We start from the raw sequence: 22,230 nt of genomic DNA on the forward strand, positions 1-22,230 counted from the left end.
GATCCTCACTTGTCCTTGTCGAGCGTGTAGGTGCGGTCGCCCGGACGGATCTTGCTGTCGCCGCCCGGGGCGACGAGTGCGAGGCGTACGTGCTGCGCGAACGATTCCGCGTACGCGATGCGCTGGGTGTCGAGGGTGTCCAGCGCGAAGGTGATCGGCACTGCCTCGGTGGCCTGGCTGCCCTTGCCGTCGCGGCTCGGGTCCAGCGGCGTCAGCTTGCCCACGTCCAGGACTTTGGCGTTGGAGACAATGACCTTGGACTGGGCCGGGTCGCCCTCGCGTTCGCCCGCGAACGTGGCGTAGACGTTGACCGTGGCGCCGGAGGTGATCTTCCCCGCCACGCCGGTGGCGGCGTCGATCATGATCGCGATCTCCTGCTCACCGGGCTTCAGGGCGGGGCGGGTCTCCATCATGTCGGACTGGAGCAGCGAGCCCTTCTTGAGCGTGGTGAGGGCGATCTTGCCGTTGACGTCCGAGATGTCGGTCACCGCGTTGGCCGAGAGCCACCGCTTCGGCATCGACACCTTCTCGAATCTGTCCGGAGTCAGGCCGGTGAAGGGGGCTATGTCGCTCTTCAGCCGGTAGGCCGAGACCTCGGGTCCGACCTTCGAGTTCACGTCACTGATCACCGAGAGCACACCGGCGAAGGCGCCGAAGGCGCACAGGACCGAGAGCAGCAGGAGTATCACGCCACGGCGCTGTCGGGAGTTCATGGGCCGGACAACCTCGTTCGGGTCGGATGTGTGGGGGGCGGACGGAGGGAAAGCGCGGGGGCGGGCGGGCTGCCTCCCGGTGCCGGGAGGCCGGGGAGCCGGGCCGGTCCGGGTGTGCGGTGCGGACGGGCGTCCGGACCGCGCGGGGGATCTGCGGAGCGGGAATCCGCGACGGCGGAATCCTCGGCCGCTACGACCGCGGCGGTGCGGGCGCCCCTTGGTTCATGACACCCGACGACAGCATTCGGGTCTCGGTGACGGGAAGGGGTGAGGAACAGAAACCGCAACGATCACCGATCAGCTCCATTCCGCACCAGTGACAAGTCACTCGCCTTACTGAGGACACGAGTTGATACAGGACGGAGATATCCGGAAGGTAGGCGGCGAATTCGATCAGCTTCCCGGTGCCCCACCAGCGGGGCGATTCCGAGGGAAGTTTCGCTTCCTGAATCGCCTGCACCTTCCAGGCGGGCGCCAGGGTCTGCCGCACCCAATCGGACTGCAACTGCCCTACTGCCACCTGGAGATGGGTTCCGAACTGGGGGCCGGCCAGTTGCTCGGCCGCCGGGCCGACCTTGACGAGCTGGGGGCTGGGGCCCGCGAGTACGGCGAACTGGGAACCGGGAACCCAGGAATGGGCGTGGGTCTTCAGGCTGACGGGGACGCGGTCGAGCCTGGCCACCGAATTCAGCAGGGCGCCCGCGTGGATGTAATGGGACAGAAGGCGCACGGAGGAGGCGATCACTCCGGGGCTGAAGTCGCAGACGGACAGCTGCCGTAACTGCCTGACCAGCACGGCCACACCCAGCGGCGGCAGATCCACCTTGAGCAGCGCGATGCGATCACTCTCCAGCACCGAGCGGACGGCGTGGAGCCGCCGTTCGTGCGCGAGTGCGATTCCCGTCGGGTACACAGCGATTACGTACCCGTGCCGCTCCAGCATCATGTGCATGTCGCCGATCGCCAGGTCCATCGCCTGGGCGTCGGGCGCCTGCAGTACGGCCGCCGTCGGCGTCTGCTGGTCTGTCGGCGGCAGGACCAGATCGGCGCTGGTCACTGCTATTGCGGTCGGCACGCTGTTCCCCGTTCGGCTCCGGTCGGCGTCGCCGTGACGTCGGCCGCAATCGCTGCTGCGCCGCGCTTCCGCCTCAGCCCCTCCTCCAGCACTTTAACCGTGTCCTACACGGCAGAGAACACCCAAAGGAACCCCGCACGGCAACACTCCCGCGCCAGCCGCACAACACCCGGGTACGAAATCGGACCAAACCGAAGGTTGTTAACTCCCGTACCACTGCGGAGGGTTACTGTCAGGCATTCCCATTTCCGTACCGCTGGAATTCATTTGCGCACGTCACCGCAGATCTTGACATGCTCTCGCCATATTCGAAGCCCCTGAGGACAGTCACTGTCCGGCCCCACCGCCCACGTCACCCGTGAGTGGGTACGCACACCGGGCGGCCGGTTGCCCTCCCCGGCCGGCGGGGTGCGCGAACAGCTGTCGCTGCCAGAGGTCTTGACAACTTGATTGGTCTGGACCAGTTTATCGGCCAGCGGTGGCCACCGTTCCTCGATTCCACACCCCCGACATCCCCGTGTCGCTCTCCCGCCATCCCCAACTCCCCCACGGAGGCAGCAAGTGGAACGTTCCCCCGTAACCAGCCGAAGAGGGCGCCGCACCCGTCAGGGGCTGGGCGCCGCCGTGGCCGTCGTCGCCGCGGGCGCCCTGAGCATCACCGGTCTCACCGGCAGCGCACAGGCCGCCGACGTCAACGTCGCCAAGAACGCGGGCTTCGAATCGGGCCTGGCCAACTGGACCTGTTCCGGCGGCTCGGGCGCCACCGTCTCCTCCCCCGTGCACGGCGGCACCTCGGCCCTCAAGGCGACGCCGGCCGGGCAGGACAACGCCCAGTGCACGCAGACCGTCGCGGTGAAGCCCAACTCGACCTACGCACTGAGCTCCTGGGTCCAGGGCGGGTACGCCTACCTGGGCGTCACCGGTACCGGCACCACCGACGTGTCCACCTGGACCCCCGGCTCCAGCAGCTGGTCCCAGCTGAAGACCAGCTTCAAGACCGGGGCGAACACCACCTCGGTCACCGTGTACACGCACGGCTGGTACGGCCAGTCCGCCTACTTCGTCGACGACCTCTCGGTGAGCGGCCCCGACGGCGGCGGCGGGACGGACCCCGGCCCGGTCATCCCCGCAGCCCCGGCCGGCCTCGCGGTCGGCGCGACCACGGCCTCCTCCGTCTCCCTGTCCTGGAACGCGGTGTCCGGCGCCACCGGCTACACCGTCTACAAGGACGGCGCGAAGGCGACCACCACCACCGGCAACTCGGCCACCGTCACCGGGCTCGCGGCCAACACCGCCTACCAGTTCACGGTGAGCGCCACCAACGCGGCCGGTGAGTCCGTCAAGTCCGCGACCGTCAGCGGCCGTACGGCCGTCGGCGGCGGGACCGACCCGGGCGTGCCGTCCACCTCGGTGCCCAAGCACGCCGTCACGGGCTACTGGCAGAACTTCAACAACGGCGCCACCGTCCAGAAGCTCAGCGACGTGCCCGCGAACTACGACATCATCGCGGTCTCCTTCGCCGACGCCACGACCACGCCCGGCGCGGTCACCTTCAACCTGGACTCGGCGGGCCTGAACGGCTACACCGTCGACCAGTTCAAGGCCGACATCAAGGCGAAGCAGGCGGCCGGGAAGAACGTCATCATCTCGGTCGGCGGCGAGAAGGGCTCGGTCTCGGTCAACAGCGACGCGTCCGCGACCAACTTCGCCAACTCCGTGTACTCGCTCATCCAGGAGTACGGCTTCAACGGTGTCGACATCGACCTGGAGAACGGCGTCAACTCCACCTACATGACGAAGGCGCTGCGCTCGCTGTCGCAGAAGGCGGGCTCCGGTCTCGTCATCACGATGGCGCCCCAGACCATCGACATGCAGTCGACCGCCGGTGAGTACTTCAAGACCGCGCTCGGCATCAAGGACATCCTGACCGTCGTCAACATGCAGTACTACAACAGCGGTTCGATGCTCGGCTGCGACGGCAAGGTGTACTCGCAGGGCTCGGTGGACTTCCTCACCGCGCTGGCCTGCATCCAGCTGGAGGGCGGCCTCGACCCCTCGCAGGTCGGCCTCGGTGTCCCCGCCTCCACCAGTGGCGCGGGCAGCGGCTACGTCGCCCCCTCGGTCGTGAACGCGGCCCTGGACTGCCTGGCCAAGGGCACCGGCTGCGGCAGCTTCAAGCCGTCGAAGACCTACCCCGGTGTGCGTGGCGCGATGACCTGGTCGACCAACTGGGACGCCAAGTCGGGCAACGCCTGGTCCAACGCGGTCGGCCCGCACGTGCACGGCCTGCCGTAACCAGTATCCGGTAGCCGGCAGAGGTCCGGCCCGCGGACCCGCGTCCATGACCAGCAGCGCCGCCGCTCCCCCGGCGGCGCTGCTGCGTCATCCGGCCCTGTGATCGGCCTCGTTCGCCTTCTCGCTCGCAGCTGCGTTCGCTGTCTCGTTCGCTGCCTTGTGATCCGCCTCGTGCGGCGCCGGACTGCCGCGCAGCTCCCGGCGTCTGCGCTGTTCGGCGACATCAGTGACCGGCGCCGACAGGAGCAGGGTCCGGGTGTACGGATGGTCGGGCGACCGGGTGATCCGGTCCGCGTCGCCCGTCTCCACGATCTCGCCCCGGTGGATCACGGAGACCCGGTGGCTCATGAAGCGGACCACGGACAGGTCGTGGGAGACGAAGAGGTACGAAACCCCGGTCTCCTCCTGGATCTCCAGCAGGAGTTCGAGGACGGTGCGCTGCGTCGTCAGGTCCAGCGCGGAGACCGGTTCGTCGCACACGACCAGCCTCGGCCGGAGCGCCAGGGCCCGCGCGATCGCCACCCGCTGGCGCTGGCCGCCCGAGAACTCCCGGGGCAGGCGCCGCGCCGCGTCGGACGGCAGATGGACCCGGTCCAGCAGCTCCCCGACCCGCCCGCCGGCCTCCCGGGCGTCGGCGCCCTGGCCGATCAGCGGCTCGGACAGCGTGTCGCCGACGGTCAGCGAGGGGTTCAGCGAGGTGTACGGGTCCTGGAAGATGACCTGGAGGTCGCGGCTGAGGGCGCGGCGGCGGGCCCTGCCGGCGGTGTCGATGCGTTCGCCGTCGAAGGTGACGCTGCCCGACCGGACGGGGACCAGGCCGAGGACGGCCCGGCCGATCGTTGTCTTGCCCGAGCCCGACTCACCGACCAGGCCCAGGGTCTCGCCGGGCCGGACGGTGAGGCCGATGCCCTTGAGTACCTCGGTGCGCGGAGCGCGCCAGCCCTTGCCGGGGAACGAGACGCGCAGGTCCCGCACGCTCAGCAGGGCGTTCTCGTCGGCCTCGGGGGGATGGACGGCGGTTGCGGCGGTGGTCATGCCGGGGTGCTCCTCGCCTCTCGGGGCTGCCAGGGTGCCCGTGCGGGGGCCTCGTCGAGCACGGCGTCGAGCAGCGTTCGGGTATAGGGGTCGCGGGGGGCGTGCAGGACCTGTTCGGTGTCGCCGGTCTCCACGATGCGGCCCGCGTTCATCACGGTGACCCGGTCGCAGACGTCGGCGACGACGCCGAGGTTGTGGGTGACCAGGAGGACTCCGAGGTTGCGCTCCCGCTGCAGCCGGCGCAGCAGGTCGAGTACTTCCGCCTGGACGCGCACGTCCAGGGCGGTGGTGGGTTCGTCGGCCACCAGGAGTGCAGGGTCGCAGGACATGGCTCCGGCGATGAGTACCCGCTGCGCCATGCCGCCGGATATCTCGTGCGGGTAGCGGCGCATGACCTGCTCCGGTTCGGGGATCTCCACGAGCCGCAGCAGGTCGACGGCGCGGCGGGCGGCCTCGGCGCGCGAGACGCCGAGGACGTACCGCATCGGTTCGGTGAGCTGGCTACCGATGGTGAAGGCGGGGTCCAGGTTGCTCATGGGTTCCTGCGGGATGTAGGCCACGGTGCGGCCGCGCAGCGCCCGGTGAGCGCGTTCGGGCAGTCCGGCGACCTCCTGGCCGGCCACCAGGACGCTGCCCCGGCTGATCCGGCCGCCCTCGGGGAGGATGCCGAGTACGGAGAACGCGGTCTGGGTCTTCCCGGAGCCCGACTCACCGACCAGGCCGACGATCTCGCCGGGCCGGACGTCGAGGTCGATGCCGTGCACGACCTCCTTCTCGGTGCCGTCCGGGCGGCCGTACGCCACGGCCAGGCCGCGGATCGACAGCAGCGGTGCACGGTCACCGGCCGTGTCCGGGGCGGCGGCCTCGGGGGCGGCTGCCCGGTGCCGTTTGCCGGCCGTGCGGCGCCGGGCGGGTTCGCCGGTACGGTCCTCCAGCACATCGCGCAGGGCCGTCGCCAGGAGCACCAGCGCGCCGTTGGTCAGGCCCAGCGCGAGGCCGGGCCACAGCAGCAGTTCCGGTTCGCGCTGGATGTTCTGGAACGCCTCGTTGAGCATGGCGCCCCAGGTCGCGGTGGATCCGCTGCCGACGCCGAGGAATTCGAGCCCGGCCTGGAGGCCGATGGCGAGCCCCGCGACGAGTGCGACCTGGATGATGATGGGGCCGCGCACCACGATCAGCACGTGGCGGGCGACGATGCGGATGTCGGAGAGGCCCGAGACCTTCGCGGCGTCGACGTACAGCTCGCCCCGGACGTTGGCGACGATGCCGCGCACCAGGCGGAAGAAGCTCGGTGCGACCAGGACGCCGAGCACCACCATCAGAACCCAGACGTTCGGGCCGAGGATGGCGCGGGACGCCAGCAGGACGACCATGGCGGGCAGCGCCATGACGAGGTTGACGGCCCAGCTGGCGACGGAGTCGAACCTCCCGCCGTGGTAGCCGGCGAGCAGCCCGGAAGGCACGCCGAGGGCGAGGGCGATGGCCAGGGCGATGAGCGCGCCGCCGAAGGTGTTGCGTCCGCCGTACAGGATGCGGGAGAGGATGTCGCGGCCCGCCGAGTCCATGCCGAGCGGGTGGCCGCCGCTCGGGCCCGCGAAGGCGTCACCGAGCGAGGAGAGCCCGGGGTCCTGGGGGGCGAGCAGCGGGGCCAGCAGGACGGCCGCCACCAGGAGCAGCAGGACGGTGAGGGAGACCGCGCCCAGGGGGTTGCGCAGCAGGCGGCGCGGGATGCCGTGGGGGCGGGCGAGGCCCGGCAGGGCCGCCGCGGGCGTGGCCGGGGCGGCGGGGAGGTTGTCGCTCATGCGACCCTCGCCTTCGGGTTGAGCCAGCCGATCAGGATGTCGACCAGGAGATTGATCAGGACGACGCCGACCACGGTGAGCATGACGAGCGCCATGATCACGGGGATGTCGCCGCGGGTGGTGTAGGTGACGGTCATGCCGCCGATGCCGGGGAGCGCGAAGATCTGCTCGACCAGCACGGCGCCGCCGAGCAGTCCGACGAACTGCATGCCGAGTACGGAGAGCGCGGGCGCGGAGGCGTTGCGCAGTACGTGCCTGAGCACGATGCGGGAGGCCGGCAGGCCGCGGGCCCGCAGGGTGCGTACGTAGTCCTGGCGCAGCACGTCGACGACGGCGCCGCGCACCTGCTGGGAGACGCCGGCGACGGAGGCCACCGACAGGGCGAGCACCGGCAGGGTGATGGTCGAGAGCCAGTCGCCGGGTGACTCGGTGAACGGGACGTACCCGATGGCGGGGAACCAGTTCAGCCGGACGGCGAAGACGAGGACCAGGACCAGCGTGACCAGGAAGCCGGGCAGGGCGTACCCGATGACACCGAGTACCTGCACCACGCGGTCGACGGCGCCGCGCCGCACGCCCGCCCAGACGCCGAGCAGGAAGGAGACGACGGCGGTGACGAGGGTGACGCCGAGCATCAGGCTGACCGTGACGGGCAGCCGGTTGGCGATGGCCTGGGTGACGTCCTCGCTGGTGAACCAGGACGTGCCGAAGTCGCCGCGTACCGCGTGGGAGAGCCAGTCGGTGTACTGCGCGATCACGGGGCGGTCCAGGCCGAGCGAGGCGTTCTTCGCGTCGATGGCGCTCTGCGACGCGCCCTGGCCGAGGAGCTGGCGGCCCACGTCCGTGCCGGGGATCGACAGCAGCAGGTAGGAGAACAGGGAGATGACGACCAGGAGCAGGACTCCGGCGGCGATTCTGCGGGCGATGAAGGTCAGCATGTGTCTCGGTATCCGTGACCGGCGGCCGGATCGGCCGGGGTGATGCGCGTCCGGCCGGGGCCCGCGTTCGGCGGGGCCGTGCTCGGCGCGTGGGAGGTTCCGCGCCGCTTCGGCGGCCGGGGAACTACGGCGACCCTACCCACAGAATTAACCAGTTGGTAGGTTCCGTTCTCAGAAATTTACCACCTGGTAAGTTCAGGGCAGTCCGGACCGGTGCCAGCGGCGCACCCGGCCCGACCGCCGCCGGAGGGAAGCCCGTTGAGCCAGGAGCCCCGGACGAAGGGCGAGCGCACCCGCGCCCGCATCCTCGACTCCGCGACCGAACTGTTCTCCCGTCACGGCTTCACCGCCGTCTCCCTGCGCGAGATCGCCACGCACGCGGGACTCACCCACGCGGGAGTGCTCCACCACTTCTCCGGCAAGGAGGCCCTCCTGCTGGAGGTGCTCAGCCTGCGCGACCGCAACGACGCCGCACGGCTCTTTCCGCGCCTCCTCGACCCGGAGGCGTGCGAGCCCCCGCCCGGCGAGCGGCTGCGCCGCCTCATCGGTGTGATCGTGCGCAACAGCCACACCCCCGGTCTCGTCTCCCTGTACGCGCGGCTTTCCGCCGAGGCCTCGGAGCCCGGCCATCCGGCCCACGGCTACTTCGTGCAGCGGTACGCGCGGCTGCGCACCGAGGTCGCCATCCTGCTGGCCGCCCTGTTCGATGCCGCGGAACCGCCCGTGCGGGCCGATCCGGCCCGCGCCGCCCAGCAGTTGCTGGCCGTGCTGGACGGGTTGCAGGTCCAGTGGCTGCTGGAGCCGGACGCGGTCCTGATGGAGGAGCTGGTACGTGATTTCCTCGCCCGGTACGGACTGCCCACCGCCGAGGCAGCCACGCCCGGCCCGGACCAGGTCAGCTCCTGATCGCCGCGAGGACCGCGGCGGCCGTGCTCCGGTGCCCGGCGGCGTTGGGGTGGAAACCGGCGGCGCTCCCGGTGTCCTTGGGCTCGATGTACCGCACCCCGTCAGCCGCGCAGGCGTCATGGCCCACCGACGGCTTGTAGGCGTCGACGTAGGTGGCGCCGTAGACGGCCGCCTGCTCGGCGAGCATGGAGTCGAGCTGCTTGGTCTTGTCCCGTACCCAGGGGAAGTCGCCGGTCGCCAGCGGGATCAGGTCGCGGCAGGCCGAGCCGTCCTCGGGGAAGATGGCCGGGTAGCCGACCAGGTACACCTCGGCCTTCGGGGAGCGGGTGTGGATCTCCTCGATGACCGCCTCGATCTTCGGCCCGGTGGCGTTGATCCGGGAGCGGACCTCGTCCGTACCGAACAGGGTGAAGCTCGTCCTGCAGGGGGTCCCGTCGGGCGCCAGGTAGGCGACCAGGACGCAGCGGGTGAGCAGGCCCGTCAGGTCGAGGTCGTTGCCGCCGATGCCCAGGGTGACCACTGTCGTGTCCGGCCGCAGGGCGTCCAGCTGGGCGGGGGCGGACCCCTGCCGATGCGTCATGTGGGTCGTGTCGGCTCCCGCACAGGTCACGTCGGTGACCTGGGCCGCGTGGATCGCCTCGGCCACCAGGGACGGATAGTTCCGGCTGGAGCGCCCGCAGTTCAGGTCCGTCTCCTCGGGGATGCCGAGGCCGGAGCTGTACGAGTCGCCGAGCGCGACGTACCGGGGCGCGGGGGCCGCCGCGCTCCGGCCGGACGGCGTGCGGTCGCCCGGGTGCGCCGCCGCGGGCTGGGCGACCGCCATGCCGAGCAGCCCGGCGACGGCCAGCGCGGCCCCCGCCCCTACGGCGGCCCGGCGGGCCGGGGGCCTTGCGAACCGGGGCAAAGAACGGTGCAGCGGCATTGCCGTACCTCTTCTCGTCACGGGCCCGGAAGCCCCGGGCCTCTGCGGGGCGGGACCCCGGAATCCGAAAACCGTACGGCGATCGGTTTCTATTCGTCAATACTCCGGCCACCGCCGGTCACAACGCCGCCGCCCGCGACCGCGGGCACCTTGACAGCGAAAACCGATCAACTTACGTTTTTTGAGTACCGATGATTCCAGTCATCCCGAAACCGTGAACGGGCAGGCCGTATGACCCAGCAGAACCACTCCCCCGCCTCCGTCGGCCCCGCCTCGGACTCCGGTCGGAGCCTCGCCGTGAAGGCGTCGCTGACCAGTGGGGCGGGGGACTTCGTGACCGAGGCGGCCGCAGGCGTACCGGCCGTATCGGTGTCCGACGGGCCGCACGGCCTGCGGCTGCCCAAGGAGAGCGGCGACGGCGGCCAGCTCGATCTGCACAGCGCGGCCCCGGCCACCTGCTTCCCACCGGCCGTGGCACTCGGCAGCAGCTGGGATCCCGCACTCGTCGAGCGGGTGGGCGGGGCCCTCGCCGCCGAGGCCCGCGCGCACGGCGTCCACGTACTGCTGGGTCCGGGCATCAACATCAAGCGGTCGCCGCTGTGCGGGCGGAACTTCGAGTACTTCTCCGAGGACCCGCACCTGACCGCCGAGATGGGCGGTGCGATGGTGCGCGGGCTGCAGGAGGCGGGAGTGGGCGCCGCGTTGAAGCACTACGCGGCGAACAACCAGGAGACCGACCGCATGCGGGTCAGCGCCGACATCGACGAGCGCCCCCTGCGCGAGATCTACCTCCGCGCCTTCGAACGCATCGTCCGCCGCGACCGCCCCTGGTCCGTGATGGCCTCCTACAACGCCGTCAACGGAGTGCCGGTCAGCGAGAACCACCGGCTCCTCACCGACATCCTGCGCACCGAGTGGGGCTTCGACGGCATCGTCATGTCCGACTGGGGCGCGGTGCGCGACCGTGTCGCCGCCCTGCGCGCCGGACTCGATCTGCAGATGCCCGCCACCGGCGGGCGGACCGACGCCGAGGTCGTCGCCGCCGTCGAACGCGGCGAGCTGGACGTCGCGGTGCTCGACGCGGCGGTGGAGCGGCTCGCCCGCTTCGCGCACCGGGCCACCGCCGCCGGCCGCACCGACGGCGAGACGCTGCCGCAGGAGGCCCACCACCGGCTCGCGCGGGAAGCGGCGGAGCGGTGCGTGGTACTGCTCAAGAACGACGCGGCGCTGCTCCCGCTGGACCCTCGGACCGGCAGCGTCGCCGTCATCGGCGAACTCGCCCGCACCCCCCGCTACCAGGGCGCGGGCAGCTCCCAGGTGACCCCGACCCGGCTGGACGTCCCGCTGGATGGGCTGCGGGAGTCGGCCGAGGGAGCACGGGTGGAGTTCGCCGCCGGATACGCGCTACCGGGCGCCGAACCGGAGCCCGACGAGGCGTCGCTCGTCGAGGAGGCGGAGCGGCTCGCCGCCTCCAGCGACACGGTGCTGCTGTTCCTCGGACTGGCCGCGCAGGACGAGTCCGAGGGCTTCGACCGCGACCACATCGACCTGCCGGCCGCCCAGCTCCGGCTCCTGGAGCGGGTCGCCGCCGCCAACCCGAGGGTCGTGGTGGTCCTGTCCAACGGCGGCGTCGTCCGCACCGCACCCTGGCAGGAGCTGGCCCCCGCCGTCGTCGAGGGCTGGCTCCTCGGGCAGGCCGGCGGCGCCGCGCTCGCGCGGGTCCTGTTCGGCGCGGTCAACCCCTCGGGCCGGCTCGCCGAGACGATTCCGCTGCGGCTGGAGGACTCCCCCTCGTATCTGTCCTTCCCCGGCGAGGAGGGCCATGTCCGCTACGGGGAGGGCGTGTTCGTGGGCTACCGCGGCTACGACGCACGCCGCACCGAGGTCGCCTTCCCGTTCGGGCACGGCCTGTCGTACACGACCTTCGGGTACTCCGGTCTGAGCGTGGACACCGCATCCGACGGTTCTCGGTACGAGGTGCGGATCCGGGTGGCCAACACCGGGGAGCGGTCCGGGCGCGAGATCGTCCAGATCTATACCCGAGGACCGCTGGACGGCGCGGTGGCCCGCCCCGAGCGCGAACTGCGGGGCTTCGCGGCGGTGGATCTGGAGCCGGGCGAGTCCCGCGAGGTCCGCATCGTGGTGGACCGCGACGACCTCGCCCACTACAGCGAACGCGAGGGCGGCCGACACGTGGAGGGCGGTGCGTACGCCTTTGAGGCCGCCGCCTCCTCCCGGGACATCAGGCTGTCCGTGGACGTTCCGGTGCAGGGCGACCCGTCGCGGATCAGGCTGACGGGGCGCCACACCCTGGCGGAGTGGTTCGGGCACCCGGTCGGCGGGCCGCTGCTCATGGCGCGGTTCGCCGCCGGCGGCGAGGGTGGCCAGGGCTCGGCGGCGATGGCCGATCCGGTGATGCGCCGCTTCCTGTCCGGCATCCCGCTGGACGTGATCGCCGAGTTCCCGCAGGGCAGCCTCACGCCCGAGGACGTGGTGGCGCTGACAGCCCGGGTGGCGGCGGCCAGGGACGCGGAGGACGAGCGGGAGGACGGCGGCGGTGCCTGAGGCCGGCGCGGGCGTCGACGGGCGCACCGCCTCCGGGTGGGAGGGGGTGCTGGAGGCGTTCGCCCGAGCGCAGGCACCGGACCCCGGTGCCGCCCAGCTGACCGTGCACCACCGCGGCCGGGTCGTCGTCGACGCGTGGACCACAGGGCGGCCCGACGGCTCACAGGCCCACGGCCCGGACTCCGTGGGGGTGCTGATGTCCGTCACCAAGGGCATGGTCGCCGTCTGCGTGCATCTGCTCAGCGAGCGCGGGGAGCTCGATCCGGACGCGCCCGTGGCGCGCTACTGGCCCGAGTACGCGGTCCGGGGGAAGGAACGGACGACGGTCGCCGATCTGCTCACGCACAGCGCGGGGCTGCCCTCGTTCGGCGAGGCTCCGGGGGACGTGGACACCGCGGACCTGCTCGACCGGCCCGGCTGCGTCGCCCGGCTGGCCGGCGCGCGGCCGGTGTGGCAGCCGGGCACCGCCTGCCAGTACCACGCCCTCACCTACGGGCACTTGGCCGGTGAGGTGGTCCGGCGGATCACCGGGAAGCCGGTCGGGGAGTTCTTCGCGGCCGAGATCGCCGCCCCACTGGGGCTCGACCTGTGGATCGGGCTGCCCCAGCGGGAGGAGCACCGGTTCGTACCGCAGCACTCCCACGCGCCGCCGCCCACGCAAGAGGCGATCACCCCGGCGCTCCGGGCCGTCGGCCTGGGCCCCGGGGACCGGCTGACCCGGTCGCTCCTGGCGTCCTTCACCGAACTGAGCGCCGTCACAGCCGCGTTCGGCACCCGGGAAGGCCGCGCCGCCGAGATCCCCGCCGCGGGCGGCATCGGCAACGCCCGCTCACTGTCGCGGCTCTACGCGGCCGTGATCGGGCACGTCGACGGCGTACGGCTGCTGTCGCCGCTCACGGTGGAACGGGCGCGCGCACCCCGCACCGACCACCTGCCGCCGCCCGCGCCGCTGGTCCGTCCCGCAGACGCCGACCCGGGCCGCTTCGGGCTCGGCTTCGAACTCCCGCGCCGCGGGCTGCCGATGCTGGGCGAGGGATCCTTCGGCCACGCGGGCGCCGGCGGCCGGCTGGGCATGGCCCACCCCGGGAGCGGCCTGGCCGTGGGCTACACCTGCACGCGGATGTCGTGGACGGGGACCGGACCCGATCCCCGCTGGGTGCCGTGGACTCGCGCGATCCACGAGGCGGCGGCAACAACGCGCGGCGGCTGACACGGCCGGGGCACACGACGGGGGCGTCGCAGCGATGACCGCTGCGGCGCCCCGCCGTGTGCCCCGGGCCCGGCGTCAGTCCCCCGGCCTCGGGGCCAGCAGCGCCATCACGTCGTCGATCGGCTGCTCCATGGATGTCGAGCGGTCGATCAGCCACTGCAGCTGGATCCCGTCCGCCACCGCGATGAGCAGCACCGCGAGGCGCTCCGGCGGGATGTCCGTACGCATCTCGCCCTCGTCCATCCGTTGCTGAAGGTACTCCGCGACGCGCTCGCGCAGGGTCGGGTAGCGGGCGGCGAAGTGGGCGTGGGCCGGGTGCTCCGGATCGCTGGCCGCCGCGGACATGGAGACGAACAGCTCGACGAGTCCGGGTGTGCTCGCGCCCTCCCGGATGATCTCGCGGTAGGCCTCGGGGCCGGCCCGCTCCCGCTGGCGTTCCCGCGCCGTCTCGTCACGCACCCGAAGGACCTGGGTGAGCAGGTCCTCCTTGGAGTCGAAGTAGTGCATGAGGCCCGGGAGGCTCAGATTGCACCGGGCCGCGACCTTGCGCAGGGAGGTGCCGCGGTATCCCTCGGCGGCGAAGATCTCCAGGGCAGCGTGAAGGATCTCGCTGCGCTTCGCCTCGCCCTTCTCGTAAGGGCCTCTTTTTGCCATGCCGTCAGCCTAGACGGAGGGCCGGAGCGCCCGCCGGGGCGCCGGGTATGCGCCGGGAGCGGGCCAGGATCCCGAGCCAGTGGGCCGACTGCTTCGGGGTGCGCGCGAAGGTGCGCGGGTCGACCGCGATCAGCCCGAACGTCGGCCGGTAGGTGCCCCATTCGTAGTTGTCCAGCGCGCTCCAGTGGAGGTAGCCGCGCACGTCGATGCCGTCGCGCATGGCGTCCGCGAGGCTTGCGAGGGCGCGTGCGGTGTAGGCGATGCGCCGCTCGTCGTCCCCGGTGGCGATGCCGTTCTCGGTGACGAGGACCGGGATGCCGGGAAGCAGCCGTGCGGTGTGCCGGACGGCCTCGCCCAGCGCCTCGGGGTAGAACTCCCAGCCGGTCAGCGTGGTCTCGGCGCCCTCGGGGACGGGCAGCGGTCCGTCGGGGCCGATGAGGTGGCGGGTGTAGGCCTGTACGCCGATCCAGTCGTCGTCGCGGGCGGCCTCCAGGAACACGTCCTCGCGCGGGCGGGCGTAGGCGTCCGCCGTCTCCTGCGCTCCGGGCTCGGCCTGGTACACCTGGTTGGCCACGGTCCAGCCGACCTGGAGCCCGAGGCCGGCGGCCTTCAGGACGGTGCTCGCCGCGCGGTGGGCGCGGATGAGGGACTCGGTGATGTCGGCGGCGGGCTCGACGGCGCCGAGGCCGCCGGCCGCCGCGCCGTTCTCACCGGAGCCGGCGGCCCCGCCCCAGCCGTGCTGGGTGGCGTGCCGCCGGATGGCGTACATCAGGGCGACCATGTTGGGCTCGTTGATGGTCGCCACGTGGCGTACCCCGGCGCGCAGGACATCGAGTGCGGTACTCGTGTAGGCCGCGAAGAGCTCCGCCGCGTCCGGTGCGGCCCAGCCGCCGCGCTCGCTGAACCAGTGCGGGGAGGTGAAGTGGTGCAGGGTCACCACAGGGGTCAGCCCGCGTTCGAGCGCCCCGCGCACCATCGCGCGGTAGTGCGCGACGGCCGCCCTCGAAACCCGGCCCTGCTCGGGCTCGATGCGCGCCCATTCGATGCTGAAGCGGTAGGCGTTGAAGCCGAGGTCCCGCAGCAGGTCCATGTCCTCGGGCCAGCGGTGGAAGCTGTCCGCGGCATCCCCGCTCGGCTCGGCGACGAAGGTGTCGGGCATGTTCTCCAGAGCCCACCAGTCGCTGGAGACGTTGTTGCCCTCGATCTGGTGGGCAGAGGTGGCGGCTCCCATCAAAAAGCCGTCCGGCAGCACGAGTTCGGACTCAGCCGAGGGCGTCATACAGTCACCTCTAAAAAGCGTTCGTTGATCGGTTTTCATGTTAGCGTACAGGTGGCGCCGGTCCGGGAGGAAGAGGCGCCGGGTCACCCGCGAAGCCCGGACCCGGCCCGGGAACCCGGCGGCACCGAAGCGCCGTACCTGACGAACCGGCGACCGGGCCCCGGGCTCCCGGACCGGCCGGTGGAGGAATCCATGAACGCCGTCATCCCCCGCCCCGCCGCACGGGCCACCCCGGACAGCACCCCCGCGCTCACCGTGGCCGGACCGTGGCGCGTCCGCGCCGACGACCAGCGCCTGACCGAGGTCGCCGACACGGTCCACGCCCTGCTGGAACCCCACCTCGGAGCGCGACTGCTGCCCGGGGACACCCCGGCCGCGCACGCGAGCGAGATCCTCCTCCTGCTCGACGGCACCTCCGTGCCCCCGGCCCGGACCGCCGGGACGGACCCGGCGGGCGGGGCCGAACCGGCCGACGAGGCCTACGCCCTGACGGTCCACGCGCAGGGCATCACCTGCCGCGCCCGCACCCCGCAGGGCGCCTTCCGCGCGGCCACCACCGCCGCCCAGCTGATCGCGACCGCACCGGACGGCGGGACGATCGAAGCCCAAGAGGTCACCGACGCTCCGCGCTACGCCTGGCGCGGCCTCCTGATCGACCCGGCCCGCTGCTTCCTCGCCCCCGCCGAGGTGCGCCGCATCATCGATCTCGCCGCCCTCTACAAGCTCAACGTGCTCCATCTGCACCTCACCGACAACGAGGGCTGGCGCCTGGAGCTGCCCTCACTGCCGGCCCTGACGCGGGGGCAGACGGACGCGGACGGGAAGCGGCTGTTCTACACCGCGGACGAGTACCGGGACCTCCAGTCCTACGCGGCACGGCGCCACATCACCCTCATGCCGGAGATCGACCTGCCGGGCCACTGCGCTGCCCTGCGCGCGGCCCTGCCGGACCTCCCGCCGGCGCCCGCGCCGGAGTCGGCCCGCGGCTTCCCCTTCGTCCCGCCGCTGGACCTGACCGACCCGGCCACCCACGCGGCGGTGTCCGCCGTGCTCGCCGACGTCTGCGCCCTGACCGACGGCCCGTTCGTGCACATCGGCGGCGACGAGGCGGTCGGCATCACCGACGCGTGCTTCGACGCCGGCGTACGGGAACTGCGCGCGCTCGCCCGGAAGTCCGGCAAGCGCCCGGTGTCCTGGCAGGAGGCCTCCCGGGCGGGGACCGGGCCCGAGGACCTCGCCCAGTTCTGGGTCGACGTCCCGATGATGGACCTGCCCGGCACCCCCGAGGAGCTGGCCGACCGGCCGGATCTGCTCGCGGCGGGCATGACCATGGAGTTCGCCTCGGCCCTCACGTCGTTCTTCGCCCCCTCCGACCACGACGTCGAACGGATCCTGGCGGGCGGCGGGCGCCTGCTGCTGTCCCCGCAGTCGCACCTCTACCTCGACCGGCGCTACTCGGCCGAGGTGACGCCCCCGCACCGGGCCCGGGACGCCGAGCGCCTCGGCTTCCCCACGTACCGCCCCCGCAGCGTGCGCCACACCGCCTCCTGGGACCCCGCCTCGCACGGCATCCCGGACGACCGGATCGCGGGCGTGGAGGCGACCGTGTTCGGCGAGACCCTGACCGGGCTCGACGACCTGACCACGCTGCTCCTGCCGCGCCTGGGCTCGGTCGCCGAAGCCGCCTGGTCGGGCCGGGCCGCCGAGTGGGAGGAGTACCGCCGCCGCCTCTCGCGGCACGCGGGCCTGTGGCGTGAGCGGGGACTGGCCTACTTCGACGCCCAGGACGTCCCCTGGGAGTGACCCGGCCACCCGCCCGCGCACGGCATGACGGAAGGCGCCCTCCCCGAGCGGGGAGGGCGCCTTCCGTCATGCCGTGCGCGGCGCCGGTGTCAGGAAGCGGCGGGCGTGTAGTTGTAGATCGACGGCACACCCATCCCGGACTGCGTCTGGACCTTCACGTCCTTGCTGGACACCACCAGGAACGTCGAGCGGTAGAAGGGCACGAACCAGCCGTCCTCGACCAGGTGCTCGTTCAGGGCGCGTGCCGCGCCGTCGGCCCCGGCGCCGCCCGCCCGGACCTTCGGCAGCAGCTTCTTGACCGTCGCGTCGGTGGAGCCGAACAGGTTGAACGTGCCAGGGGTCACCAGGTCCTGGATGGTGACCCAGTCAATCGAGGACTGGCCGATGTTCATGACCATGGCGGAGTAGGCCCGGTCCTTGTAGATCTTCTGAACGGCGCTGCTCGCGTCGAGCTGCTCCCAGACGACCTTGATGCCCACGGCCTTGAGGTCCGTCTGGACCGACGCGGCGAGCGCGTCGTTGACGATGGCGGTGATCCGCGGCAGCTTCAGCGTGAACCCCTTGGCGTAGCCGGCCTCGGCCAGCAGCTGCTTCGCCTTCGCCGGGTCGTGCGCGTAGAAGGTGTCCAGACTCTTGTCGTACGCCTTGGTCTCGGTGCCGAAGATCTGGTCGGTCGCCTCACCGCGTCCCCGGCGCAGCTTGTCGAGCATGGTCGTGCGGTCCAGGGCGTAGTTCAGCGCCTGCCGCACCTGGGGCTTGCGCAGCGCCGGGGTCAGGGCGCCGCCGCGGTCGAAGAGCAGCAGGCCCTGGAAGTCGAAGGCGTACTCGGTCCTGGTGAGGTTCTTGTCGGACTCGACGGCGACCTGCTGGTTGGCGTCCTGCAGGACGGCGCTGTCGATCTGGCCGGTCTTGAGGCCGTTGACGACGGCGGTCTCGTTGTCGAAGACACTGATGGTGAGCGTCTTGTACGGCAGCTCGTCGCCCCAGTACCCGCCCTTGCGTGCGAAGACGTACTTGTCGCCGATCGCCGTCCTGGCCTTGTCGAGGGTGTACGGGCCGGTGCCGACGGGCGTCGTCTTGAGTGATCCGTCCGCGAGCTTCGCCGGGCTGGCCATCAGGCCGGCGGCGTCGCTGAGGTAGAAGAACATCGCCGGGTCGGGGGCCGACAGCTGGAGCGTCACATGCGTGGCGTCCTGGACCGTGACGGACTTGAGCGCGGCCAGGTTCTTGGCCGCGCCGCCGCCGCCCTTCCGGAAGTGCTCCAGGTTCGCCTTGACCGCCTGGCCGTCGAAGGCCGTGCCGTCGCTGAACTCGACGCCCTCGCGCAGGGTGAGCGCCAGCCGGGTGCGGCTCTTGTCGTACGTCCACCCGGTGGCGAGCATCGGCTTGAACGTACCGTCCGGGTCCCGCTTGAGCAGGGTGTCGTACACCGCCTGGAAGTAGGGCAGCGCGCCGCCGATCGCATCGGCCGGGTCCAGACTCTGCGCGGCCGTCAGCGTGGCGATGTCGAGCTCCGAGGCGCCGCCCTTCGCCACGTCGCCGCCCCCACAGGCCGTCAGCACCAGGGATGCCGCGGCGGCACAGGCTGCCAGCGCCCCGGCCCGAGTGGAAATCCTCATCTTGTACTCACTGTCTGGAGGGCCGGGCATCGATGTCGCCCGGCGGGAACGTCAGAGCAGCCGGACAGCACGTCCGGCCGACGGACTCTTCGACTGCAAAAACCATAATGTGATCGGTTTCTGGACGTCAATGGACCGGCCGGAGAAGTCGGGGCGGAATCGGCAACATCTTCATCACGCCCAAAACGCCAGAATCGGGAAACCTTGACAGTTAAAAACCATTCACCATACGGTTTTACGGAACGTGTCCGCGCCGCTGTCGCAGACGGCCTCGACGTACCGGCCCCACCGAAGGAGCACCAGCCATGGCAGGCAGGCGGCCCAATTTCGTCTTCTTCATCCCGGACCAGCTGCGCGCCGACGCCCTGGGCGCCTTCGGCAACCCGCACATCCGCACCCCGCACCTGGACGCGCTGGCCGACCGGGGCACCCGCTTCGACAACGCGTATGTGCAGCACCCCGTCTGCTCGCCCAGCCGGGCCTCCTTCCTGACCGGCTGGTACCCCCACACCCAGGGCCATCGCACCCTCACCAACCTGCTCAAGCCCTGGGAGCCCAATCTCCTGCGCACGCTGAAGGAGTCCGGGTACCACGTCACCTGGCCCGGAATGCGCGGCGACACCTTCGCCCCCGGGGCCACCGAACTCAGCGTGGACGAGTACGGCTTCGGGGTGCCGCCCACCGCCTTCGCCACGGCGTCGGGGGCGGCGGACTGGCCCGGCGGCGAGGAGTGGGCCCGGCTGTACTACCGGGGCCGGCTGCCCGACGACGACAGCAGGGTCGACGCCGACGAGGCCACCATCCGCACCGCGCTGCGCTGGCTCGATGAGCCTCCGGAAGGGCCCTGGGCCCTGTTCGTCCCGCTGATCGCCCCGCACTGTCCGTTCGAGGTCGAGGAACCCTGGTTCTCGATGTACGACCGCGACACCCTGCCCGGCCCCGTCCCGCCCGCCGGTGACGCGGGCCCCGAGCCCGCCTACATGCGGGCCATCAGGGAACGGTTCGGGATCGAGGACACCACCCCGGAGATGTGGCGCGAGGTCAAGGCCACGTACTACGGGATGATCTCGCGGATGGACGAGCAGCTCGGGCGTCTGATGGCGGCGGTCGACAGCAGCGGCGCCGGCGAGAACACCGTCACTCTCTTCTTCGCCGACCACGGCGAATACCTGGGCGACTACGGGCTCGTGGAGAAGTGGCCCTCGGCCCTGCACCCCGCCATCACCCGCGACCCGCTCGTCATCGCGGGCGGCGGGCTGCCGGGGGGCGGGCACACCGACGCGATGGTGGAGCTGATCGACGTACTGCCGACCGTCCTGGAGCTGGCGGGCGCCGAGGCCCCGCACCGCCACTTCGGCCGCAGCCTGGTGCCCCTGCTGCACGACCCCGGGGCGGACCACCGCACCTACGCCTTCACCGAGGGCGGCTTCTCCGTCGAGGAGGAACCCCAGCTGGAGGGTGCCGGGTTCCCGTACGACCTCAAGGCGGCGCTCCAGCACGAACGGCCCGAGCTCGTCGGCCGGGCCGTCGCCGTGCGGGACCGGGAATGGAGCTATGTCTGGCGCCTGTACGAGCCGGCGGAGCTCTACCACCGCGCCTCGGACCCGGACGAGCGCGTCAGCCTCGCCGGGCTGCCCGGACACGCCGACGTGGAGCGCCGGATGAACCAGGCGCTCCTGCGCTGGCTGGCCGACACCGCCGACGTCATCCCGGCCGAGGAGGACCCCCGCTACGCCTCGGTCGACCTGCCGGTCCCGGCGGGCGAGCCGCGCCCCGACGGCACGGTGGAACGCGCCTCGGAGCAGCTCGCCCGCGCGTTCGCCCGCTGGAAGGCCTCGGCCTGGCGTCACGGCGCGAGGGCCCGGCCGGGCCCTCGCGCCGTGACGCCAGGCCCTGGCTAGATCACCAGGCTCAGCAGCGCCGCGACGACGAAGCCCGCCACGGACAGGACCGTCTCCAGCACCGTCCAGGACTTCAGGGTGTCGCGCTCCGAGATGCCGAAGTACTTCGACACCATCCAGAAGCCGCCGTCGTTGACGTGCGAGGCGATGATCGAACCGGCCGAGATCGCCATGATGATCAGCGCCAGGTGCGGCTGCGACATGCCCTGGCCCTCGACCAGCGGGACGACGATGCCCGCGGTGGTGACGATGGCGACCGTCGCGGAGCCCTGGGCGATGCGCAGCACCGCGGAGATCAGCCAGGCCAGCAGGATGACCGGCAGGCCGACGTCGTTGAAGGTGTCGGCGAGGGCGTCCGCGATGCCGCTGCTCTTGAGCACGGCGCCGAAGATGCCGCCCGCGCCGACGACCAGCAGGATGTTGCCGACCGGCTTGAGGGACGAGGTCGACACCGACTCCAGGGACTTGCGGGACCAGCCGCGCCGGATGCCGAGCAGGTAGTACGCGAGCAGCAGCGCGATCGTCAGGGCGACGAACGGGTTGCCGAAGAACTCGACGACCGAGCGGAGCGTCGAGGGGTCCAGCGCGATGGAGGAGAACGTCGCGGCGAGGATCAGCACCAGCGGGGTGCCGATGATCGCGAGTACGGTGCCGAGCGCGACCGGGGCCTCCTGCGGGGTGACTCCGGCGGCGCGCTGTTCCGCGACGACCGCGGCCTTCGCTTCTTCGGCGGCCTCGACCATGTCCTGCGGGACGTCGACGAAGATCCGCTTGCCGATCCAGGCGGCGTATCCCCAGGCGGCCAGTACGGACGGGATGCCGACGAGGGCGCCCATCAGGATGACCCAGCCGAGGGAGACGTGGAAGAGGCCTGCGGCGGCGACCGGGCCGGGGTGCGGCGGCAGGAAGGCGTGGGTCATGGACAGACCCGCCAGGAGCGGCATCGAGTACAGCAGGATCGACTTGCCGGAGCGCTTGGCGGCGGCGTACACGATCGGCGCGAGGACGAAGATGCCGACGTCGAAGAAGACCGGGATACCGAAGATCAGACCGGTCAGGCCCATGGCGAGCGGGGCACGCTTCTCACCGAAGAGGTTCAGCAGCCGGCCGCTCAGCACCTCTGCTCCGCCGGAGACTTCGAGGATCGCGCCGAGCATCGTGCCGAGGCCGATGATGATCGCGACATGGCCGAGGATGCCGCCCATGCCGGATTCGATGACGGAGACGGCGGCGGATTTCTGCACCGTGCCGAAGAGTTCGGTGACGGAGAGTCCGGCGCCCAGGCCGACGGCTATGGAGACGGCGAGCAGCGCGACGAACGGCTGCAGCCTGATCTTGATGATCAGGAAGAGGAGGAGCGCGATTCCGAGGACGGCGACGGTCAGGAGACCGGCCGTGCCGTCTATCAGGAGGAGGAGTCCACCGGTGTGGGGTGGCGTCTCGACCGGTGGGGGGCTTGCGGCGAGCTGCATGGGTAACTCCGTTGTCGTCCATGGGGCTTCGGGCAGGGCGT

The 22,230-nt window shown here is 71.5% G+C and carries 16 protein-coding genes; 6 read left to right on the forward strand and 10 right to left on the reverse strand.

The features are described from left to right. Positions 1-5: 5 nt before the first annotated feature. Positions 6-713: a Flp pilus assembly protein CpaB gene (cpaB, locus tag EDD93_RS04190; protein WP_123523884.1), complete on the reverse strand. Its 708-nt coding sequence runs from the start codon at positions 711-713 to the stop codon at positions 6-8. A gap of 190 nt (positions 714-903) precedes the next feature. Next, positions 904-1,770, reverse strand: a complete 867-nt coding sequence (locus tag EDD93_RS04195) for a hypothetical protein (protein WP_123523885.1) — start codon at positions 1,768-1,770, stop codon at positions 904-906. Positions 1,771-2,349: 579 nt separating this feature from the next. Between EDD93_RS04195 and EDD93_RS04200 the strand changes: the two genes are divergently transcribed. Continuing rightward, entirely contained in the window at positions 2,350-4,083 is a 1,734-nt protein-coding gene (locus EDD93_RS04200; RefSeq protein ID WP_311318301.1) for a chitinase, read from the forward strand. Between the two features lie 87 nt (positions 4,084-4,170). Here the strand turns inward: EDD93_RS04200 and EDD93_RS04205 are convergent, their stop codons facing one another. From EDD93_RS04205 to EDD93_RS04215, 3 genes are read right to left on the reverse strand one after another with little or no spacing between them, the layout of a single operon-like run. After that, on the reverse strand, positions 4,171-5,118 hold the full coding sequence (locus EDD93_RS04205; RefSeq protein ID WP_123523887.1) for an ATP-binding cassette domain-containing protein: 948 nt from the start codon (positions 5,116-5,118) through the stop codon (positions 4,171-4,173). Then, the gene (locus EDD93_RS04210; protein WP_123523888.1) at positions 5,115-6,920 is read right to left on the reverse strand and encodes a dipeptide/oligopeptide/nickel ABC transporter permease/ATP-binding protein; all 1,806 of its coding nucleotides are present in this window, start codon (positions 6,918-6,920) and stop codon (positions 5,115-5,117) included. Before EDD93_RS04210 ends, EDD93_RS04205 begins: the two co-directional genes overlap by 4 nt. Beyond that, on the reverse strand, positions 6,917-7,858 hold the full coding sequence (locus tag EDD93_RS04215; protein WP_123523889.1) for an ABC transporter permease: 942 nt from the start codon (positions 7,856-7,858) through the stop codon (positions 6,917-6,919). The genes EDD93_RS04210 and EDD93_RS04215 overlap by 4 nt, the downstream gene beginning before the upstream one ends. Positions 7,859-8,116: 258 nt before the next feature. Between EDD93_RS04215 and EDD93_RS04220 the strand changes: the two genes are divergently transcribed. Beyond that, entirely contained in the window at positions 8,117-8,764 is a 648-nt protein-coding gene (locus tag EDD93_RS04220) for a TetR/AcrR family transcriptional regulator (protein ID WP_123523890.1), read from the forward strand. Here the strand turns inward: EDD93_RS04220 and EDD93_RS04225 are convergent. Continuing rightward, a complete protein-coding gene (locus tag EDD93_RS04225) occupies positions 8,754-9,686 on the reverse strand; it encodes an SGNH/GDSL hydrolase family protein (protein ID WP_123523891.1) in 933 nt (310 codons plus the stop codon). The two genes, EDD93_RS04220 and EDD93_RS04225, sit on opposite strands and share 11 nt — an antisense overlap. A 231-nt stretch (positions 9,687-9,917) precedes the next feature. Between EDD93_RS04225 and EDD93_RS04230 the strand changes: the two genes are divergently transcribed. Both EDD93_RS04230 and EDD93_RS04235 read left to right on the forward strand, forming a co-directional pair. Further along, positions 9,918-12,251 (forward strand): glycoside hydrolase family 3 C-terminal domain-containing protein, encoded by a 2,334-nt coding sequence (locus EDD93_RS04230; RefSeq protein ID WP_123523892.1) that lies wholly within the window; start codon positions 9,918-9,920, stop codon positions 12,249-12,251. Further along, positions 12,244-13,461, forward strand: a complete 1,218-nt coding sequence (locus EDD93_RS04235) for a serine hydrolase (RefSeq protein ID WP_123523893.1) — start codon at positions 12,244-12,246, stop codon at positions 13,459-13,461. Before EDD93_RS04230 ends, EDD93_RS04235 begins: the two co-directional genes overlap by 8 nt. Before the next feature lie 75 nt (positions 13,462-13,536). Here the strand turns inward: EDD93_RS04235 and EDD93_RS04240 are convergent, their stop codons facing one another. Both EDD93_RS04240 and EDD93_RS04245 read right to left on the reverse strand, forming a co-directional pair. Continuing rightward, complete coding sequence (locus EDD93_RS04240; RefSeq protein WP_123523894.1) at positions 13,537-14,115, reverse strand: TetR/AcrR family transcriptional regulator; 579 nt, start codon at positions 14,113-14,115, stop codon at positions 13,537-13,539. Positions 14,116-14,119: 4 nt separating this feature from the next. Then, positions 14,120-15,394, reverse strand: a complete 1,275-nt coding sequence (locus EDD93_RS04245) for a family 1 glycosylhydrolase (RefSeq protein ID WP_123523895.1) — start codon at positions 15,392-15,394, stop codon at positions 14,120-14,122. 192 nt (positions 15,395-15,586) lie between these two features. Here EDD93_RS04245 and EDD93_RS04250 point away from each other — a divergent pair, with 192 nt between their 5' ends. Beyond that, complete coding sequence (locus tag EDD93_RS04250) at positions 15,587-17,197, forward strand: family 20 glycosylhydrolase (RefSeq protein WP_123527575.1); 1,611 nt, start codon at positions 15,587-15,589, stop codon at positions 17,195-17,197. 89 nt (positions 17,198-17,286) lie between these two features. Here EDD93_RS04250 and EDD93_RS04255 read toward each other — a convergent pair whose 3' ends face one another. After that, positions 17,287-18,816: an ABC transporter substrate-binding protein gene (locus tag EDD93_RS04255; RefSeq protein WP_123523896.1), complete on the reverse strand. Its 1,530-nt coding sequence runs from the start codon at positions 18,814-18,816 to the stop codon at positions 17,287-17,289. Positions 18,817-19,121: 305 nt separating this feature from the next. Here EDD93_RS04255 and EDD93_RS04260 point away from each other — a divergent pair, with 305 nt between their 5' ends. Continuing rightward, positions 19,122-20,717, forward strand: a complete 1,596-nt coding sequence (locus tag EDD93_RS04260) for a sulfatase-like hydrolase/transferase (protein WP_123523897.1) — start codon at positions 19,122-19,124, stop codon at positions 20,715-20,717. Here the strand turns inward: EDD93_RS04260 and EDD93_RS04265 are convergent. Further along, entirely contained in the window at positions 20,714-22,189 is a 1,476-nt protein-coding gene (locus EDD93_RS04265; protein ID WP_123523898.1) for a GntP family permease, read from the reverse strand. The two genes, EDD93_RS04260 and EDD93_RS04265, sit on opposite strands and share 4 nt — an antisense overlap. Positions 22,190-22,230 lie beyond the last annotated feature (41 nt).

The sequence above is a fragment of the Streptomyces sp. 840.1 genome (genome assembly GCF_003751445.1).
GTDB lineage: Bacteria > Actinomycetota > Actinomycetes > Streptomycetales > Streptomycetaceae > Streptomyces.

Coding starts and splice junctions, on each gene's coding strand:
- cpaB (WP_123523884.1), bottom strand. CDS start 713: ATGAACTCCCGACAGCGCCGTGGCGTGATACTCCTGCTGCTCTCGGTC.
- EDD93_RS04205 (WP_123523887.1), bottom strand. CDS start 5,118: ATGACCACCGCCGCAACCGCCGTCCATCCCCCCGAGGCCGACGAGAAC.
- EDD93_RS04210 (WP_123523888.1), bottom strand. CDS start 6,920: ATGAGCGACAACCTCCCCGCCGCCCCGGCCACGCCCGCGGCGGCCCTG.
- EDD93_RS04215 (WP_123523889.1), bottom strand. CDS start 7,858: ATGCTGACCTTCATCGCCCGCAGAATCGCCGCCGGAGTCCTGCTCCTG.
- EDD93_RS04225 (WP_123523891.1), bottom strand. CDS start 9,686: ATGCCGCTGCACCGTTCTTTGCCCCGGTTCGCAAGGCCCCCGGCCCGC.
- EDD93_RS04230 (WP_123523892.1), top strand. CDS start 9,918: ATGACCCAGCAGAACCACTCCCCCGCCTCCGTCGGCCCCGCCTCGGAC.
- EDD93_RS04240 (WP_123523894.1), bottom strand. CDS start 14,115: ATGGCAAAAAGAGGCCCTTACGAGAAGGGCGAGGCGAAGCGCAGCGAG.
- EDD93_RS04245 (WP_123523895.1), bottom strand. CDS start 15,394: ATGACGCCCTCGGCTGAGTCCGAACTCGTGCTGCCGGACGGCTTTTTG.
- EDD93_RS04250 (WP_123527575.1), top strand. CDS start 15,587: ATGAACGCCGTCATCCCCCGCCCCGCCGCACGGGCCACCCCGGACAGC.
- EDD93_RS04255 (WP_123523896.1), bottom strand. CDS start 18,816: ATGAGGATTTCCACTCGGGCCGGGGCGCTGGCAGCCTGTGCCGCCGCG.
- EDD93_RS04260 (WP_123523897.1), top strand. CDS start 19,122: ATGGCAGGCAGGCGGCCCAATTTCGTCTTCTTCATCCCGGACCAGCTG.
- EDD93_RS04265 (WP_123523898.1), bottom strand. CDS start 22,189: ATGCAGCTCGCCGCAAGCCCCCCACCGGTCGAGACGCCACCCCACACC.